Raw genomic sequence first — 16639 nt, forward strand, 5'->3', positions numbered from 1 at the left:
GGTGCAGGGGGAGCGGCGGTCAGCCCTTGACCGCGCCGAGGCTGAGCCCGGCGACGATCCGGCGTTGCAGCAGCAGCGTCAGGACGACCGCGGGTGCGGAGTAGAGGGTTGCGAGGGCCGTCATCGGACCCCAGTCGAGGCCGAACTGGCTCTGGAAGTTGGCGATCGCGATCGGGGTGGTCTGCGCCCGGACCGAGGTGATCAGGAGGGCGAAGAGGAACTCGTTCCAGGAGGCGAGGAAGGCGAAGATGGCGGTGACCGCGACCCCGCCGGAGACCACCGGCAGGATTACCCGCAGCAGCGCGGCGAACCGGCCGCAGCCGTCGACCAGGGCGGCCTCCTCGATCTCCCGGGGCACGCCCTCGAAGAAGCTGGTCAGCAGCCAGATCGACAGCGGCAGCGCCACCGTGGTCTGGGCCAGGGCCAGCCCGGTCGGGGTGTCGGTGAGGCCGACCGCGCCGAGGATCGTGACCAGCGGGATGCCGACCGCCACCGCCGGGGCCATCCGGACCAGCAGCGAGCCGGCCATCAGCGCCCGACCGGTCCGGTTGCGGTACCGGGTGATGCCCCAGGCCGCCGGGATTGCCAGCGCCATCGACAGCAGGGTGGCGATGACGGCCGTGCTGACGCTGTTGATGAACGAGGCGGTGACGCCCGGCCGGTTCACCGCGGCGAGGTAGTTGTCCAGGCTGAACCGCTGCGGCAGCACGGTCGGCGGCACCGCGATGGCGTCCACCGGCGGCTTGAAGGAGGTAAGCACCAGGTAGACGAAGGGGAACCCGTAGACCACCACGACCGCGACGGCGGCGGCCCAGAGCAGCCCGGTCTTCACCCGCGCGGCGAGCAGGTGGGACGACATCACGACTCCTTGCCGGGCCGCCAGATGGTCAGCACCGCGACCATCGCGACCATCATCATGACGATCATGAACAGCGTGCTGGTGGCGGCGGCCGTGCCGGGGTCGTTGTAGCTGACCATCGTCTTGTAGATGGTCAGGCTCAACGTCTCCGAGGCGGACTGCGGGCCACCGTCGGTCTGGATGAGGATCACGTCGAACGCCCGGGCGGCGTCCACGCCCCGGATGATCAGCGCCACCGCGATCACCGGTCGCAGCAGCGGCAGGGTCACGCTGACCAGCAGCCGCAGTCCGCGGGCGCCGTCGAGACGGGCCGCCTCGTACAGGTCCGGCGGGATGGCCTGGAGGCCGGCGTAGAGCACCAGGGTCATGAACGACGTGGTGAGCCAGACGTCGGGCAGCGCCACCGAGAAGAGCACCAGATCGGGGTCGCTGAGCCAGGAGACGTCACCCGCGTTGTCCAGGATCCCGACCCGGGTGAGCAGCTCGTTGACGATGCCGACGTTGTCGATCATCAGGAACCGCCAGAGCAGGCCGGCGACCACCGGGGCGATCATCAGTGGGTAGAGGAAGAGCGTCTGCAGGATCCGGGAGCGCGGCCCGAGCCGGTGGAACAGCAGCGCCACCGCCAGGCCCAGCAGCAGCTCGGCCGTGACCACGATGACGGTGTACGCCAGGGTCCGGCCGGCGGCCGCCCGGATGCCCGGGTCGGTCAGGGCGGTGACGTAGTTGTCCAGCCCGACGAAACTGCGCCCGTTGCCCAGCTCGGAGCCGGTGTAGAGGCTGTCCAGGGCGAGCTTCACCAGCGGCCAGCCGACCAGCGCGAGCAGCACCACCGCGGCCGGCGCGGCGAGCAGGGTGGCGTACCCGGCGTCCGACAGCCCGCGGCGGGTGCGCCGCCCACCGGCCTCGGCCGGCGTACGAGGGGCGGTCCCCGGCGGTGCTGCCTGCGCTGTCGAACTCATTTGATGATGCCCTCGATCTGGGTACGTGCCGCCTTGAGCAGCGCGGCGTAGTCCGCGCCCGGCGTCAGCGCCTTCTGGATGGTGGGGACCAGGACGCTGTCGACGATCCGCTGCCAGTGCGGGGTGGCAGGGCGGGCCCGGGTGGCGCTGGCGTTGAGCGTGGCCAGCAGCGGGCCGAACGACTCGTAGCCGGGCTTGTCGGCGTACTGCTGGTAGGCGGACTTGCGGGCGGCGAGGCCGAGGGTGGTGTCGATGCTCAGCGCGTTGTGGTCGTAGGCGGCCTTGATGAACTGCTGGGCCAGGTCGGCCTTGGCGCCGCCCTTCGGGGCCGAGAGGTACCACGGGCCGGGGATGCCGGCGACGCCGGCGGTGCCGCCGACCATCGGCGCCGCGCCGACCTTGCCGGCGACCTTCGCGTCCTTCGGGATCTGCCGGTACGCGTGCGCCCAGAACCGGGTCATCGCGGTCTGGCCCTGGTTGAACAGGTTCTGCGCGGCGTTCCAGTCGGTCTGCGCGGCGCCCGTGGGGGCGACCTTGTGCTTGTTGTTCAGGTCGGCGTAGAAGGCCAGCGCGGCGACGTGCTGGGCGTTGTCGACGATGACGTTGCCGCTGTCGTCGAGGACCACGCCGGGGGAGCCAGCCTGGAGCACGTGGGCCAGCCACTCGGTCTCCACCGCGCCCTTGACGTCGGTGCCGTAGAGCTTCTGGTCCGGGCGGGTGAAGAAGGTGGCGATGTCGGTGAATTGCTGCCAGGTGGTGGGCGGGGCGAGCGGGTAGCCGTACTTCTTCTGAAAGGCCGCCTTCTCCTTCGGGTCCTCGAACAGGTCCTTGCGGTAGAAGAGGATCTCGCTGTTGGTCCACACCGGCATGCCGATGAAGTGCCCGTCGGCCTGCGCCTCCTGGATCAGCGCCGGGAAGAGGTCGGTCTTGACCGCGTCGGTGAACAGGCCGTCCAGCGCGGCGAGCTTGTTCGCGAAGAGCGGGATCCAGACCGCGTCGACCGCGCAGACGTCGAAGGAGGGCTTGCCGCTGGCCAGTTCGCTGGTCAGCCGGTTGAACAGCCCTTCGTAGGGGAGTTCGACCAGGGTGACGGCGCTGCCGGTGTCCTGCTTGAACTTGTCGACCACCGGCTGCAACTCGATTTTGCCGCCGCCCTCACAGGCGACGGTGAGGGACTTGTCGCCGGCGGAGCCGCTGCCGCCACCGGCGCCGCAGGCCGAGGTGCCCAGCAGGGCGGCCGCGCCGGCTCCGGCGGTCAGGCCGAGGAAGCCACGGCGGTTCCACCCGCCGGTTGTGGTCCGCATACCGCGAATAGCCATGGTCTGCTCCGTTCAGGGGTTCGCCGGGCGCGTTGGGGGTGCGCGCCGGAGCGCGTGATGGGAGACGGATGGGGCGGTGCCAAAACCTTTTGGCAAAAGCTTTTGGCAGAGCGTAAGAGCGCCCTTCGTAGCGGTCAAGTGTCGAATCTGTTACATCCCCGTACCCGCCGGCCCCCGGGCGGCGGCGGCCGCCGCGCTCACCTTCCGGGCCAGCGCCGGCGCCAGCGCCCACTACACCGTGAACGTCGACGCGGCCGGGCTGGTCAAGCTGTGGCGGCCGGGCCGGGACGTCGCCGTGTACCCGACGCCGATCGTGCGCGGCCGGACCTACCACCTGAAGGTGGTGGCCAGCGGGGCGAGCATCCGGGTGTGGTTGGACCACGGGGCCAGTCCGGTGATCAACACGGTGGACGGCAGCTACGCGGCGGCCTGTTCGGGGTGAACGTCTTCGCCGGAGCGGCGGTGGTGCAGAACGTCCGGCGCGACGCGGCCGGGTTCCGCACCAACCTGGACCAGCGCTGGAACCCGGTCGCCGGGGAGTGGACGGTGACCGCCGGCGGGTTGCGCGGGCGGCGGATGGACAACGGCTTCCGGCTGTCCGATCGTGCCCGGCCGGACGTACTCCCTGAAGGTGGTGGCCGCAGGTTCACGCATCAGGTCTTCCTGGACGGGGACACCACCCCGGTGATCGACGTCTGCGACGGCACGTACGCCGGTGGCCGGTTCGGGGTGAACGTCTTCGACGCGGTGGGGGAAGCTCAGGACTTGACGCTGAGCTGAGCCACCTGCACCGGGCCCGGCTCAGCGTGGTTCCCCGGCGCGGCCACGGTCGTCGTCGGGGAACCGGCCGGCCGGGTCGCCGGCCCGACCGTACGGACCGGCGTCGGCGCGGCCGGCCCGCTGCGGCGCAGGCGGCGGGCCAGCCGGCTGACCAGCTGCCCGGCGGTCACCGGGACCACGGAGAGGACGAGCTGCCCGCTGCGCGGGTCCACGGTGGCGGCGACGCCGTACAGGCGCAGGCCGTGCCGGAGCAGGCGGGGACGGCCGGTGGCCAGCCGCGGCGCGCGGACCGGGGCGCTGCCCCGGCCGTGTGTGCCGGTCAGCTCGGCGCGGACCGGGTGCCGCTGGCCGGTCGCCGCGCTGGCGGCCAGCAGCCGGTCCACCGGGAAGTCGGTGCGGACGGTCCGGCCGGTGGGGTCGGTGGCGTCCAGCAGGGTGGTGCCGGGGAGCTGCCCGGCGACCAGCCGGACCGGCCCGGCCTCGGCCGCGAACCGGGGGTACGGGCTGCGGGTGGTCACCGCGAGGGTGAGCCCGCCCTGCCAGGTCACCTCGACCGTGTCGAGCTTGGCCAGCCAGTCGGCCCGGACGTCGGTGACGTCGGCCCAGCCGCCGGTCCAGGCGCCCGGGTAGCCGGCGTGCCACCGGCCGTTCTCGACCACGGTCGGGGGGACGCCGCGTTCGGCGTCCTGGTCGATGACGGCGAGCAGGTCGTCCACGCCGCCCGCGGTCACCGCGCCGAGCCGCAGCCGGGCCTCGATGTCGAGCCGGTCCCGCAGGTCGTCGGTGACGTACCGGTCGACCAGCCGGCGGACCACCGCGTGCACCTGTTCCTGGTCGGCCCGGTCCAGCCGGCGGAAGTCGTCGCCCACCAGGTTGGCCAGTTCCAGCCCGACGTGGCGGCGCAGCACCGCGTCGCGCCGGGGGCCGGCCGGGATGAGCGCGGCGACGAACGCGAAGAGCCGTTCGACGCTGACCAGCCGGGCCGACACCCGGCTGTGGTAGGTGATGTTGCGGGCGTTGAGCCGGCGTACCGCGTGGTAGTAGTCGTAGTCGGCGAGCACCGAGATGCGCCGGGCCCGGTAGCAGGCTTCGAGGGTGAACGGCTGGTCGCTGAGGACCGGCATGTCCTCGGGGAAGCGCAACCCGTGCCGGTCGACCAGCTCCCGCCGGAACAGCTTCGTGTTCGCCAGGGCCCAGGGCAGCGCCGAGTCGAACAGGTCCACGTCGACCGCGTTCCCGGCGGCGAAGACGTCGGAGAAGACGTGCCGGCCGTTGACCCCGACCACCCTGCCCAGCACCACGTCCGAGCCGTGCCGATCGGCCGCGGCGACCAGCCGTTCCAGCGCCTCCGGCCCGAGGTGGTCGTCGGAGCCGAGGAAGAAGACGTACCGGCCGGTGGCCAGTTCCAGTCCCCGGTTGCAGGGGGCGGCCGGGCCGCCGGAGTTGGGCTGGTGCAGCACCTTGACCGTGCCGGGGTGCCGGGCGGCGAGCCGGTCCAGCAGCCGACCGCCCCCGTCGGCGGAGCCGTCGTCCACCGCCACGATCTCCATCCGCTCGTGACCGATGGTCTGCTCCAGCAGCGAGGAGAGGCATTTCCGCAGGTACGGCATGGTGTTGTAGACGGGGACGACGACGCTGACGTCGGGCGCGGTCATCGGATCGCTCCTTGGGCGGTCGGCCGGTCGGGCAGGGGCGCGCCGGGCGTCGCGGGGTCGGGCGCCGAGGGCGGTCCGGCGTCCGCCAGCAGCCGGTGGTAGACGCCGTCCAGCACCTCGGCCTGCGCCCGCCAGGTCCAGCTCTCCAGCAGACCCGGCCGGTCGTACGCGGCGCGGTAGCGGGCGGGGTCGGCGAGCACGGCGCCCACGGCGCGGACGAAGTCGTCGACGTCGGCGGCCCGGAACACCTCGCCCTGACCGGTCTCCCGCACGGTGGCGGCCATGGTCCGCACGTCGCTGACCACCAGCGGCAGCCGGGCGTGCGAGTACTCGAAGAACTTGGTGATCAGCGCGATCTCGTGGTTCGGCCAGCGGTGGATCGGGATCACCCCGACGTCCGCGCCGGACAGGAACGGCACGACCTGCCAGTGCGGCACGTACGGCAGGACGTGCAGCCGGTCGGCCACCCCGGCCCGGGCGGCCCGGGCAGCGAGCTGCTCGACGTACCGCAGCGCGGGGTTGACCACCAGCGCGACGTGCACCCCGGGCAGTCGGGGCAGAGCGTCGACGAGCGTGTCCAGGCCGCGCTGCGGTGCGGCCGCGCCGCTGTAGACCAGCAGCGGCACGTCGGCGTCGAGGCCGCACTCGGCGCGGATCTCCGGCGGCGGCGCGTCGTCGACCGGGCCGTGCTCCGCCGCGGGGGCGTTGAGCAGTACGGCCGGCGGCGCGGGCAGCCGGTGCTCCCGGCGCAGCAGCTCGGCGAGGTCGTCGGAGACGGTGAGCACCGCGTCGGCGTGCGGGGCGTACTCCCGCTCGTGCGCCCGGTGCGCCGGCAGCCAGCGGGCGTGGTCGCGCCACGGCTTGATGCCGGGCAGGAACTCGTGTGCGTCCCAGACCAGCGCGACCCGCCGGCCCTGCCCGGCAGCGCGGATCTTGGCGCGGGCGCCGACCCCGAGCATCCGGAAGTCGTGGGCGTGGATCAGGTCGGGGCGGAGGCGGTCGATCTCCGGGCCGTAGGCCAGCTCGTAGTCCCACAGCCCGGGCTCCAGCCGCCGCCAGGCGCGGTCGCCCTGCACGACCTGCCAGAACAGGGTGTACGCCCGGTCCCACGGGTTGCGGAACTTCCGCCCGCTGCGGACCCGGTTCAGCATCTTCGTCCGCAACCACACCCACCGGCCGACCAGCCGGGCCACCGTCGCGCGTAGCCGCAGTCCCCGGCTGGCCCGGCGCAGCCGGCCGGGATCCAGCTCGCCGGCGCGGGCCCGCTGCTCCAGCAGCGCGGCGCGGACGGTCAGGTCGGCCTGCCGGGCCCGCACCCACTGGGCCCGGTGCTCGGCGATCCCACCGGGCCGGTACGCCAGCGGCCAGCGCAGCCAGGAGCGGCGGAACTCGTGCCGGCGCCGGTCCAGCGGGTTCGGCATCGGCAGCAGCCGGACCTCGGCGACGCCGAGCTGCCAGCGGCGCTCCACCTCGTCCGGCGACCGGCCGAGCAACGTGACGTCCCAGCCCGCCTCGGCGGCCGAGCGGGCGATCTTCTGCACCCGGGAGTCGCCCTCGACCCTGTTGTCGACGAGCATGACGATCCGGCCGCGGCGCGGTCCGGCCGTCGTCTCGTCCTGTCCCACTGCTGGTCCTCCGCTGGTCGGCCGGTGTCTCCGGCGCGACCCACGCTGGTGGAGCCAGTCGTCTCAGCGGCGACGTGGACGTGACGTCCAGGCGACCGTCAGGCGGCAGTTGGGTTGTGACCCAGGGCACAGCGACCGCCGGTGGGGAGGCCGAACGGGCCCCCCACCAGCGGCGCCCGGTCAGCCGTCGGCGGCGGCCAGCCGTCGCCAGACCAGCGCGGTGAGCAGCGCCATCGCCGTTCCCGCCAGCCAGAACGGCGCGACGATGCTTCCCGTCGCCTGGGCGACCAGGCCGCCGGTCGCCGTGCCGACGGCCGCCCCGCCCAGGTCGGCCAGGGAGTACGCGCCGTTCACCCGGCCGCGCAGCCGGTCCGGCACCAGTCGCTGTCGCAGCGACACGACCACTACGCCCCAGACCATGGTGTGCACGCCCCAGACGGCCAGGGCCGCCCCGGCCACCCAGGGTTGCCGGGTGGTGGCGAGCACCACCTGGAGCCCGACCTCGACGAGCAGCCCGACCCGCAGCAGCGTCGGGGTGCCGAACCGGGCCCGCAGCCGGGGCGCCAGGGCCGTGCCGGCCAGCCCGCCGAGCGCGGCGGCGGTCAGCAGCACCCCGTACCCGACCTCGGTGAGGCCGAGCCGCTGCCGGGCGTAGAGCACGAACGCCGCGAACGCCGCGCAGAACGCCACGTTCATCACCGCGATGCAGCCCGCGAGGGTCCGGAGCACCGGCACGCCCCAGAGCGCGCGTACCCCGGCTGCGATGTCGGCCCGCAACGACCGGCGGGGGTCGCCGACCGTCGGTGCCCCCACCGTCGGGGGCACCGGACGCCAGCGCAGCAGCGCCAGCAGCAGCGCGGCCAGCCCGAAGGTGGCCGCGTCGAAGGCGAACGGCGCCGCCGCGGCCAGGACGAAGAGGTACGCCCCGAGCGGCTTGGCCGCGAACTGGTTGCCGAGCACGAAGGTGGCGAAGAGCCGGCTGTTGGCCTGCTCCAGCCGTTCCGGCGGGACCACCGACGGCAGCAGCGCGCCGGCTGCCGCGTCGGACAGGGTCTCCCCGACCGAGGTGAGAAAGAACGCCAGGCAGATCAGTGGCACGGTGGCCCGCCCGGCGAGCACCGCGACGGCGAGCGCGGCCAGCACCAGGCCCCGGCCGACGTTGACGCCGACGATCAGCCGGCGCCGGTCGAGCCGGTCGACCAGGGCCCCGCTGACCAGGGCGAAGAGCAGCCACGGCAGCTGCTGGGCGAACACCGCCGCGGCGAGCGCGGCCGGGTCCCGGGTGAGCGAGGCGACCAGCAGCGGTCCGGCGACCATGGTGACCCCGTCGCCGAGGTTGGAGACCGCGTTTGCGGTCCAGAGGCGGCGGAAGTCGGGGCCGAGCCGGCCGGTAGGGACGGTGGCGGTCATGCCGACCACCGCGCAGGGGTCTGACGTCCGGGCGCGACGAGGCGCCCGGACGGGTTGTCCGGAAGCACGAGGAACTCCCTCGGAAGCGATGTGGGTTGGCGTGGTCACGCCATGACGGAAGACCCGCGCGGGGGCGGGTCACCTGATCGCTTCGCGGCGAGGGGCGGGTGTCGAGGAGGCGATCCCGCTCACGGCGGCGGAGCCGGCGGTGGGCGGAATCGGCGGGCCGGGCGGCGACGGGCGCCGCGTGGCTCGGGTCAGGACACCGTGGTCCCCAGCGGCGAAGCGGGAGCCAGCACCGTACCGAGAAGAGCCATACCCATGATCGACCTCCTGTCGTCCACGGGTCACGCTAGCGGCCGTCGGCCCGGTCCGCGGCCCCGGTTGGACATCGGTCGGGGCGGTGGGCGAGAGTGTGGCCACGTGAGATACCTGCGCACCGACGGGCGGGTCGGGATCCGCCGCCCCCGCCCTGCCGACGAGGGCGAGTTCCTCGCCGCCGCCCGGCGCAGCCGGGACCTGCACCACCCGTGGCTCGCCGCCCCGGACGATCCGGAGAAGTACGCCGCGTACCTGCGCAAGGTCCGGGGGCGGGACAGCTCGGGCTACCTGTTCTGCGACCTGGCCACCGGAGAGATCGCCGGGTACGCGACCATCAGCGGCATCGTGCTGGGCGCGCTGCGCGGGGGCTACCTCGGCTACGCCGCCTTCCTGCCGTACGCCGGGACCGGGCACGCCTCCGCCGGCATCGGTCTGGTGCTCGACCACGCCTTCACCGGGCTGGGGCTGCACCGGCTGGAGGCGAACATCCAGCCCGGCAACGAGCCGTCCAAGCGCCTGGCCCGCCGGCTGGGGTTCCGGCTGGAGGGCTTCTCCCCGGACTACCTCTTCATCGACGGCGCGTGGCGGGACCACGAGCGCTGGGCGATCACCGCGCCGGAACCCGCCTGACAGCGTGGTGGCGGCCGCCGTACGGCGACCGCCACCGGATGTCGGCTCAGCGTCCCGGGCCGCGGGCCTGCGGACGCTGCCCGGTCAGGCGCTCCAGCCGCGCCTGTTTGTGCTCGACGCGCCGCCGTTGCCGGGGCGTCAGCTCCGGGCGGCCGCTCTGCCGCAGGTACGTCGGCACCCGCCGGTCGTTCGGGATCGGCAGCTTCATGACCCGGTCCTCCGTTCCTCATGGACGGCGAGGGAGAGGTCCCGCAGCACCGGTACCTCCTGCCGCTGCGGCTCCCGGGTCAGCGTCGCGGTGAACCGCTCGGGCCGCACCTCCAGGTACGGCGGGGCGTCGCCCTCGGCGTACCCGGCGACCGCGAAGGCGACCGGGGCGCGGCACTGCCGCTCCGGCCGCACCCGGATGGTCTGCCCGGGGCGGACCAGGTACGACGACCGGTTGACCTTGCCGCCGTCGACCGTGAACGTGTTGTGGGCGACCAGGTCCCGGGCCTCGTCCATGGAGCGCGCGAAGCCCGCCCGGTGCACCAGCGCGTCCATCCGCTGCTCGAGCTGCCCGACCAGGTTCTCCGTCGCGTCGCCGGGCTGTCGGCCTGCCGCCGTCAGGGCGCGGGCCAGCTGCCGCTCCCGCAACTCGTAGCCGGCGCGTACGCGGTGCCGCTCGGAGTCGTCCAAGCGGTATCCCCGCGGGGCGCGCCGTGGCCCGCCGCGCACCCCCACCGGATGCCGTTGTCGTCGCAGCCGGTAGCCGTGCGCCGGGTGCAGCGGGACGACGTCTTCCGGCGAGGGACGTACCGTGGTCCGGACCGCCATGTCGTTTCCTCCCTCTCTCGCGGTCCCACCACCCTCCGCCGCCGTCGGGTGAGGCGACCCCACCCGGTCCGGGTGAGCCGGCGGTCAGCTGCCCGGCTTCGGGAAGGCCACCGGGCTGCGGTGCCCGTCCCGGTCCACCGCCCGAACGCCGTCGACCCCGGCCGCCTTCAACTGCTTGGCCAGGTACGCCGACCCGTACGCCGTGGGTCCCGACGGCGACAAGAACAAGATCGACTCCATGACGTCCAACCTGAGGACACCTGCTGTGGAGCGGGATCGTCCCGGAGGAACGCGCCCCCGCGCTCGCCCGGCAACTGCTCTCCGACGGCATGTTCAGCGGGTGGGGGGATCCGGACCCTGTGCCGGGACGACGCGCCGTACAACCCGGTCGGGTACCACCTGGGCACGGTCTGGCCGCACGACACCTCGATCAGCGTGCTGGGCGTGGCCCGGTACGGCTTCCGGGAGGAGGCCAACCGTGGTCGCCCTCGCCCTGCTCGACGCCGCCGCCGAGTTCGGCGACCGGCTGCCGGAGGCGATGGCCGGCTACGAGCGCGAGCGGACCTTCTTCGCCGTTCCCGTACCCGACCGCGTGCAGCCCACAGGCCTGGGCGTCCGGCGCCCCGCTCAACCTGGTCCGCGCCCTGCTGGGGCTCCACCCGTCGGACGGGCGGTTGGTCGCCGAGCCGGCGCTGCCGGCCGAGGTCGGCCGGATCCAGATCCGCGGCGTCTGCGCGTTCGGCCACCGCTGGGACGTCGACGCCGTCGGCACGGAGGGGTACGTCCGCCTGGCGCGGGACCCGGACCGGCCGCCGGACTGATCGCTACGTTTGTCGCGCGTGTCGACGGGAACGGGAGCGGGCATGACGAAACCTCGTGTGGTGATCGTGGGGGCCGGGTTCGCCGGATACCACGCGGCGAAGACGTTGAGCCGGCTCGCCGGCAAGCGGGCGGAGATCGTCCTGCTGAACTCGACCGACTACTTCCTCTATCTGCCGCTGCTGCCCGAGGTCGCCGCCGGGGTGGTGGAGCCGACCCGGATCTCGGTGCCGCTGTCGGGCACCCTGGACGGCGTCCGGGTGGTGATCGGCGAGGCGGACCGGGTCGACCTGCAGAACCGCTGGGTCGGGTACCGGCAGCAGGAGGGCGACCGCGGCCAGCTGGCGTACGACCGGCTGGTCCTCGCCGTCGGCAGCGTCAACAAGCTGCTGCCGATCCCCGGGGTGACCGAGTACGCGCACGGCTTCCGCGGCCTGCCGGAGGCGCTCTACCTGCACGACCACGTGGTCCGACAGATCGAGCTGGCCGAGCTGTCCGAGGACCCGGCCGAGCAACGGGCGCGCACCACCTTCGTGGTGGTGGGCGCCGGTTACACCGGCACGGAGGTCGCCGCGCACGGGCAGCTCTTCACCGACCGGCTGATCGCCCAGCGGCCGCACCTGACGGTGCGCCCGCGCTGGATGCTGCTCGACATCGCGCCCCGGGTGCTGCCCGAGCTGGGCGAGCGGATGTCGCAGACCGCGGACCGGGTGCTGCGGCGACGCGGCGTGGACGTGCGGATGGGCACCTCGGTGTCGGAGGCCACCCCGGACGGGGTGATGCTGACCGACGGCGAGTACGTGCCCACCTGCAGCCTGGTTTGGTGCGTCGGCGTGCGCCCCGACCCGTTCGTCGCGGAGCTGGGGCTGCGTACCGAGAAGGGCCGCCTGGTGGTGGACGAGTTCCTCAACGTCCCCGGCTACCCCGAGGTGTACGCCTGCGGCGACGCGGCCGCCGTGCCCGACGTGACCCGGCCCGGCCAGATATGCGCGATGACCGCCCAGCACGCGCAGCGGCAGGGCAAGCTGGCCGCCCACAACATCGCCGCCTCCTACGGGCACGGCAAGCGGAAGCCGTACAAGCACTACGACCTGGGCTGGGTGGTCGACCTCGGTGGCAAGGACGCGGCGGCCAACCCGTTGAAGGTGCCGCTGTCCGGCCTGCCGGCCAAGGCGGTGACCCGCGGCTACCACCTGCTGGCCATGCCCGGAAACCGGGCCCGGGTGGGCGCCGACTGGGTGCTCGACGCGACCATGTCCCGGCCCGCCGTACAGCTCGGCCTCGTCCCGGCCAACGCGGTGCCGCTGGAGAGCGAGTCGCCCGAGATGGTGCGCCGGGCCTGAGCGACGGTCAGCCGCCGGCCGGCGGCGCGGCCCCGCCCGTCTCGGGGGCCCGCCCGCCGGCCGGCGGTTGGTCCGGCGCGCCGCGCGACGGCGCTGGCCTGCTGGTGGATCCGTCCTGCCTGCCCGCCCCGCCAGGCGGCTCGGCGGCGCCGGTGGCGGGTGACGGCACGGTGCGCAGCCCCTTCGGGGCGAACTCCCGGAGCAGGATCTGGGCGATCCCGGCGGCCGGGATGGCAAGCAGGGCACCGAGCAGGCCGGCCAGCTCCGCCGCAACCAGCACGCTGACCAGCACGGTCAGCGGGTTCAGCCGGACCGCCCGGGACATGATCACCGGCTGGAGCAGATGATTCTCCGCCTGCTGGTAGACGACGAAGAAGACCAGCACGATGACGCCCGCGGTGGGGGAGTGCGCGAACCCGGCCCCCGCCGCGATGATCGCGCCCAGCGTCGCGCCGACCAGCGGGATCAGGTCCGCGATGGCCACCAGCAGGGCGATCACCGCGGCGAACGGCACGCCGGTGAGGAACAGCACCAGGAAGGTCAGGCCGCCACAGATCAGGCTGATCAGCAGGTTGCCACTGAGGTAGCCGGTGATGGTGCGGGCGGAGTCCCGGCCGATCCGGCGCAGCCGTTCCGCCCCGCCGTCGCCGACCAGGGCCAGCGCGCCGGCGATGATCTTCGGGGCCTCCAGCACCATCAGGTACGCCAGAACGATCACCGTGACCACTCCGGCGACGGTCTGGACCACGCCCCGTACCACCCCCACGGCGGGCTGGCCCAGCCGCGAGCCGTACCGCTGGAGCTGCTCGGCGTGGGTGTTGGCGTAGTCCCGCAGCCGGAACCGGGTCAGCAACTCGCCCACTGGTCCCCGGCCGGCCCGGGCCTCCCGCACCAGCTCCGGCGCCCGGTCAGCGAACCGGCCCACCTCGCCGGCCAGTGGCAGGACGATCACCGCGACGAGGGCGCCGAGCAGGACGAACGCGGCGAGGAAGACCAGCAGGGTGGCGAGCGCGCGCCGTCGAACCCAGCCGCGTTGCAGCCGGTCGACCAGCGGTTTCAGGGCCACCGCGAAGAACGCCGCGACCAGGGTCCAGATCAGCACCCGTCGGGCGGCCCAGACCAGGGCCAGCCCGACCAGGGTGACCAGCACCAGGCCGATGACGATCAGCGCCCGGCGCGCGGTGGACCGGTCCTGGGCGTCGCTCATCCGGCGCGGCTACCCGGCGCGGCTCCGGGAAAACCCGACGCCCGATCCGGGCCGGCGCCGGAGGGAAGGGCTTGCCGGGATCCGCTCGGTCGGGCGCCGGGTGGGGCGCGGGTCAGTCCGCGGCGAGGGTGGCGTCGGTGGCGGGGCGGGCGCCGGAGACGAAGGCGTCCAGCGCGAGGCCGTGCAGCACCCCGCCCGGGGCGGGGTCGCCGGCCACGCGGGCGGTCAGCCGGCGTACCGGCAGGCGGTCGGGCCGGTGCGCGGCGGCGAGCACCAGGTTGCCGTACCGGCGTCCGCGCAGCATCCGCCGGTCGGCGACCAGGCACACGTCGGCGAAGACCGCGCGCAGGGTGGCCACCTGCGCCCGGCAGAAGACCAGCGGCGGGAGGTCGGTCACGTTGACCAGGTAGACGCCGTCCGGGTGCAACGCCCCGGCCACCTCGGCGGCGAACTCGACGCTCGCCACGTGCCCCGGCATCCGGGCCGCTCGGTAGACGTCGGCGAGGACCAGGTCGTACCGGCCGGGCGGAGCGGCGGTCACCGCGTCCCGGGCGTCGGCGACCACCACGGCCACCTCAGGGGGCGGCGGCGGCAGTTCCCGGCGGACCAGGTCGACGACCGCCGGGTCCCGCTCGACGACCAGCTGCGCCGATCCGGGGCGGGTGGCGGCCAGCCAGCGCGGCAAGGTGAGCGCACCGCCGCCCAGGTGCAGCGCGGTCAACGGCCGGCCCGGCGGGGCGGCCAGGTCGATCACGGCGGCCATCCGGCGGACGTACTCGAAGTGCAGGTGGCGCGGGTCGACGACGTCCACGTACGACTGGGCGACCCCGGCGGCGAGCAGCGTACGGCCGGTCCGTCGGGCCGGGTCGACGACCAGCGCCAGGTCGTCGGCGTCGCTCTCCATGGCCGGCAACGCTAGCCCAGGCGGTGGGCGGCCGGCCGGGTCGGGCCGGCGGGTGCCGCGCCCGCCGGCCCGGGCGGCTCAGCCGGCGTTCATCCCGGCGCCGACCTCCTCGATGGCGTCGTCGACCCGGTGGGCCAGGTCGACGTCGAGGCCGGTCACCCCGTCGACCCGTTGGGTCCGCACGGTCAGTACGGCGCTGTCCGGGTCCGGCCGGCCGATCTGCGGGGCGCGGCCGACCTCGGTCCGGAGTTGGTCGAGCCGGTCGAGCACCCGGTCCAGGTTGTCCGGTGGCAGCTCGATCGTACGGACCAGCGACTGCCGGTCGCTCGACCAGTACCGCAGGCCGCTGAGCGCGTCCCTCAGCTCCTGCTCGTTCAGTGGGGCCGTGGCCGACGTCGGACCCACCAGGCGACCGCCGGGCTCCGGCGGCGGCGCGAGCAGCTCCCGCAACCCGTCCGGTACGCGCAGCGACTCGACGAGGTCGCTGTCGGCGTCGGCCAGCGCCGCGAGGGTCGCCTCGGCCTGGTACCGCGCCTGCTCTGGGGTGCGGCCGCTGATCCGGGCCACCTCGGCGAGGAAGCCCGCCAGGTCCTGGTGCCGCTCGATGCCGTCTACCGGCACCACGTCGTGCAGCTTCATCGGCACCGCCTCGAGCAGCCGTTCCCGCGCCGCCTCGTCCAACGCCCATGCCAGCGCCAACACGGTCGCCTCGGCGCCCACCTTGGCCGTGGTGAAGTCGACCCCGGCCCGCCGGCAGACGTCGTCGACCAGGGCGCGGTATCCGAGGGTGGTCACCCCGGGTGCGCCCTTGCCGGGTTCAGTGAGCGGCCGAGCGGGCTGCGGCACGCCGGCCGGCGGCGGGGCGGGACCGCCCCGGGTGGTGTCTGGCTTGTGTCGCCCGGCGGGCGGCGGGCCGGCCCGCCTCCCCCGGTCCAGGGAGGTGATCTGCTTGGACGCGCTCAGGCTGGCGCCGGTCTGGCTGGCCTGCCGACCTCGCTCGCGGGCCTCCCGGGCCAGGGCCCGTCGGCGCTGGTTGTCGCCCTCCATCTGCTTGCGCATCGTCGCACCTCGTTCCTCGTCGGTACCGCTGTTTCCGCGGGTCGCCTTCCCGCCGTCGCGGGGAAGGAAACGACCCCGGCGGGCGCCCGGCGGAGGCCGGACGTCAGCTTCATCCGCTGGGGGTGAGGGGTGCTCACCCGACGGCGGCCCATGATCGGGGTGGACCGGAAGACTTCCGAGGCACGCGGAAGGGAAGGTCGTCATGAAGAGGATCGTCGAGATCGTCCCCGCCCGACCCGGCTGGTACGCCCGGTGGCAGTTGGCCTCCGAGGACACCCGCTGTTACCCGGTGACCCTGTGGGCGCTGCTGGAGGAGACCGACGGGACCGGCCGTGAGGTGGTCGGCGTCGACTCCGTCGGACAGTGGCCCGGAGCGGACGACAACGAGGCGGGTGGGGAGTTCGTCCGCTATCTCTTCCAGACGCCCGATTCCGAGCCACCGGAGGACGCGGAGCCGCCCGCGGTGGAGGAACTGCGGTCGACGGGCCCGCGGTTAAAGCCGGTCCCGGCTGCCTGAGCCACCCTCCCCGGCCCCCGGCCCCTGGTCCCAGGGCCGGGGGCCACCCCGTCCTCCGACCCGCGCATCAGCGGCGGGAGGTGCGCGCTGACCGTTGCCGTCCGAGCGTCGCGACCCGTCTCGCGTATACTTGCTGCACTGCAAGCACCCCGCCTGCGGTGGGAGCGGGAGGGACCCAGGTTGACGCTCACCGTCACGCACGCCCGGCGGGCCGGCGGTCCGGCGTGCGTGCGACTCGCCGGTGAGCTCGACATGAGCACGTCCCCCCAGCTCAACGCCGCGATCCGACCGGCTCGCCGCCGACGGTGAGCGATACCTGCTGATTGATCTCACCGAGCTGACCTTCTGCGACTCGACCGGCATCGCGGCGTTCATCCGCGGGGACAACCGGGCCTCGGCCGACGGCGGTTGGT

The 16639-nt window shown here is 74.0% G+C and carries 18 protein-coding genes; 6 read left to right on the forward strand and 12 right to left on the reverse strand.

Going from position 1 to position 16639, the window contains the following annotated elements:
• Positions 1-19: 19 nt before the first annotated feature.
• Genes DKT69_RS32870 through DKT69_RS32880 form a run of 3 tightly spaced genes read right to left on the reverse strand, consistent with a single transcriptional unit; the run spans position 20 to position 3140 of the window.
• The gene (locus tag DKT69_RS32870; protein WP_109805305.1) at positions 20-859 is read right to left on the reverse strand and encodes a carbohydrate ABC transporter permease; all 840 of its coding nucleotides are present in this window, start codon (positions 857-859) and stop codon (positions 20-22) included.
• Positions 859-1821: a carbohydrate ABC transporter permease gene (locus tag DKT69_RS32875; protein ID WP_109805306.1), complete on the reverse strand. Its 963-nt coding sequence runs from the start codon at positions 1819-1821 to the stop codon at positions 859-861. Before DKT69_RS32875 ends, DKT69_RS32870 begins: the two co-directional genes overlap by 1 nt.
• Positions 1818-3140, reverse strand: a complete 1323-nt coding sequence (locus DKT69_RS32880; RefSeq protein ID WP_201749978.1) for an ABC transporter substrate-binding protein — start codon at positions 3138-3140, stop codon at positions 1818-1820. The genes DKT69_RS32875 and DKT69_RS32880 overlap by 4 nt, the downstream gene beginning before the upstream one ends.
• Positions 3141-3216: 76 nt before the next feature.
• Between DKT69_RS32880 and DKT69_RS37995 the strand changes: the two genes are divergently transcribed.
• The gene (locus DKT69_RS37995) at positions 3217-3582 is read left to right on the forward strand and encodes a hypothetical protein (RefSeq protein WP_146231272.1); all 366 of its coding nucleotides are present in this window, start codon (positions 3217-3219) and stop codon (positions 3580-3582) included.
• Positions 3579-3920: a hypothetical protein gene (locus tag DKT69_RS32890; RefSeq protein ID WP_109805309.1), complete on the forward strand. Its 342-nt coding sequence runs from the start codon at positions 3579-3581 to the stop codon at positions 3918-3920. The genes DKT69_RS37995 and DKT69_RS32890 overlap by 4 nt, the downstream gene beginning before the upstream one ends.
• Here the strand turns inward: DKT69_RS32890 and DKT69_RS32895 are convergent.
• From DKT69_RS32895 to DKT69_RS32905, 3 genes are all read right to left on the reverse strand, one after another.
• Positions 3899-5575, reverse strand: coding sequence for a glycosyltransferase family 2 protein (locus DKT69_RS32895; RefSeq protein WP_109805310.1), 1677 nt, complete (start codon positions 5573-5575; stop codon positions 3899-3901). The genes DKT69_RS32890 and DKT69_RS32895 overlap by 22 nt on opposite strands.
• Positions 5572-7152, reverse strand: coding sequence for a glycosyltransferase family 4 protein (locus DKT69_RS32900; protein WP_109805320.1), 1581 nt, complete (start codon positions 7150-7152; stop codon positions 5572-5574). The genes DKT69_RS32895 and DKT69_RS32900 overlap by 4 nt, the downstream gene beginning before the upstream one ends.
• Positions 7153-7380: 228 nt before the next feature.
• Positions 7381-8610: an MFS transporter gene (locus tag DKT69_RS32905; protein ID WP_109805321.1), complete on the reverse strand. Its 1230-nt coding sequence runs from the start codon at positions 8608-8610 to the stop codon at positions 7381-7383.
• A 423-nt stretch (positions 8611-9033) separates the two neighbouring features.
• On the opposite strand from DKT69_RS32905, the gene DKT69_RS32910 reads away from it, so the two are divergent.
• Positions 9034-9561: a GNAT family N-acetyltransferase gene (locus DKT69_RS32910; RefSeq protein ID WP_236648501.1), complete on the forward strand. Its 528-nt coding sequence runs from the start codon at positions 9034-9036 to the stop codon at positions 9559-9561.
• Positions 9562-9607: 46 nt separating this feature from the next.
• On the opposite strand, the gene DKT69_RS38660 is transcribed toward DKT69_RS32910, so the two are convergent.
• The 3 genes from DKT69_RS38660 to DKT69_RS38665 all read right to left on the reverse strand — a co-directional run bounded on the left by DKT69_RS38660 (position 9608) and on the right by DKT69_RS38665 (position 10617).
• A complete protein-coding gene (locus DKT69_RS38660) occupies positions 9608-9769 on the reverse strand; it encodes a hypothetical protein (protein WP_161557994.1) in 162 nt (53 codons plus the stop codon).
• Positions 9766-10377 (reverse strand): 30S ribosomal protein S4, encoded by a 612-nt coding sequence (gene rpsD, locus DKT69_RS32920; RefSeq protein ID WP_109805313.1) that lies wholly within the window; start codon positions 10375-10377, stop codon positions 9766-9768. Before rpsD ends, DKT69_RS38660 begins: the two co-directional genes overlap by 4 nt.
• A gap of 84 nt (positions 10378-10461) precedes the next feature.
• Positions 10462-10617: a hypothetical protein gene (locus tag DKT69_RS38665; RefSeq protein ID WP_161557995.1), complete on the reverse strand. Its 156-nt coding sequence runs from the start codon at positions 10615-10617 to the stop codon at positions 10462-10464.
• A gap of 434 nt (positions 10618-11051) precedes the next feature.
• Here DKT69_RS38665 and DKT69_RS38670 point away from each other — a divergent pair, with 434 nt between their 5' ends.
• Entirely contained in the window at positions 11052-11198 is a 147-nt protein-coding gene (locus tag DKT69_RS38670) for a hypothetical protein (RefSeq protein WP_161557996.1), read from the forward strand.
• Positions 11199-11240: 42 nt separating this feature from the next.
• Positions 11241-12539 carry an NAD(P)/FAD-dependent oxidoreductase gene (locus DKT69_RS32925; protein ID WP_109805314.1) on the forward strand — a complete coding sequence of 433 codons (1299 nt, stop codon included), beginning with the start codon at positions 11241-11243 and terminating at the stop codon, positions 12537-12539.
• A 7-nt stretch (positions 12540-12546) separates the two neighbouring features.
• Here the strand turns inward: DKT69_RS32925 and DKT69_RS32930 are convergent, their stop codons facing one another.
• The 3 genes from DKT69_RS32930 to DKT69_RS32940 form a co-directional block, all read right to left on the reverse strand.
• Positions 12547-13746, reverse strand: coding sequence for an AI-2E family transporter (locus tag DKT69_RS32930; protein ID WP_109805315.1), 1200 nt, complete (start codon positions 13744-13746; stop codon positions 12547-12549).
• 112 nt (positions 13747-13858) lie between these two features.
• Positions 13859-14650 (reverse strand): spermidine synthase, encoded by a 792-nt coding sequence (locus DKT69_RS32935; RefSeq protein ID WP_109805316.1) that lies wholly within the window; start codon positions 14648-14650, stop codon positions 13859-13861.
• Between the two features lie 78 nt (positions 14651-14728).
• A complete protein-coding gene (locus DKT69_RS32940; RefSeq protein WP_109805317.1) occupies positions 14729-15709 on the reverse strand; it encodes a DUF2267 domain-containing protein in 981 nt (326 codons plus the stop codon).
• A 202-nt stretch (positions 15710-15911) separates the two neighbouring features.
• Between DKT69_RS32940 and DKT69_RS32945 the strand changes: the two genes are divergently transcribed.
• Complete coding sequence (locus DKT69_RS32945; protein ID WP_109805318.1) at positions 15912-16226, forward strand: hypothetical protein; 315 nt, start codon at positions 15912-15914, stop codon at positions 16224-16226.
• Positions 16227-16639 lie beyond the last annotated feature (413 nt).

The organism is Micromonospora sicca (assembly GCF_003172935.1).
GTDB classification, from domain to species: Bacteria; Actinomycetota; Actinomycetes; order Mycobacteriales; family Micromonosporaceae; genus Micromonospora; species Micromonospora sicca.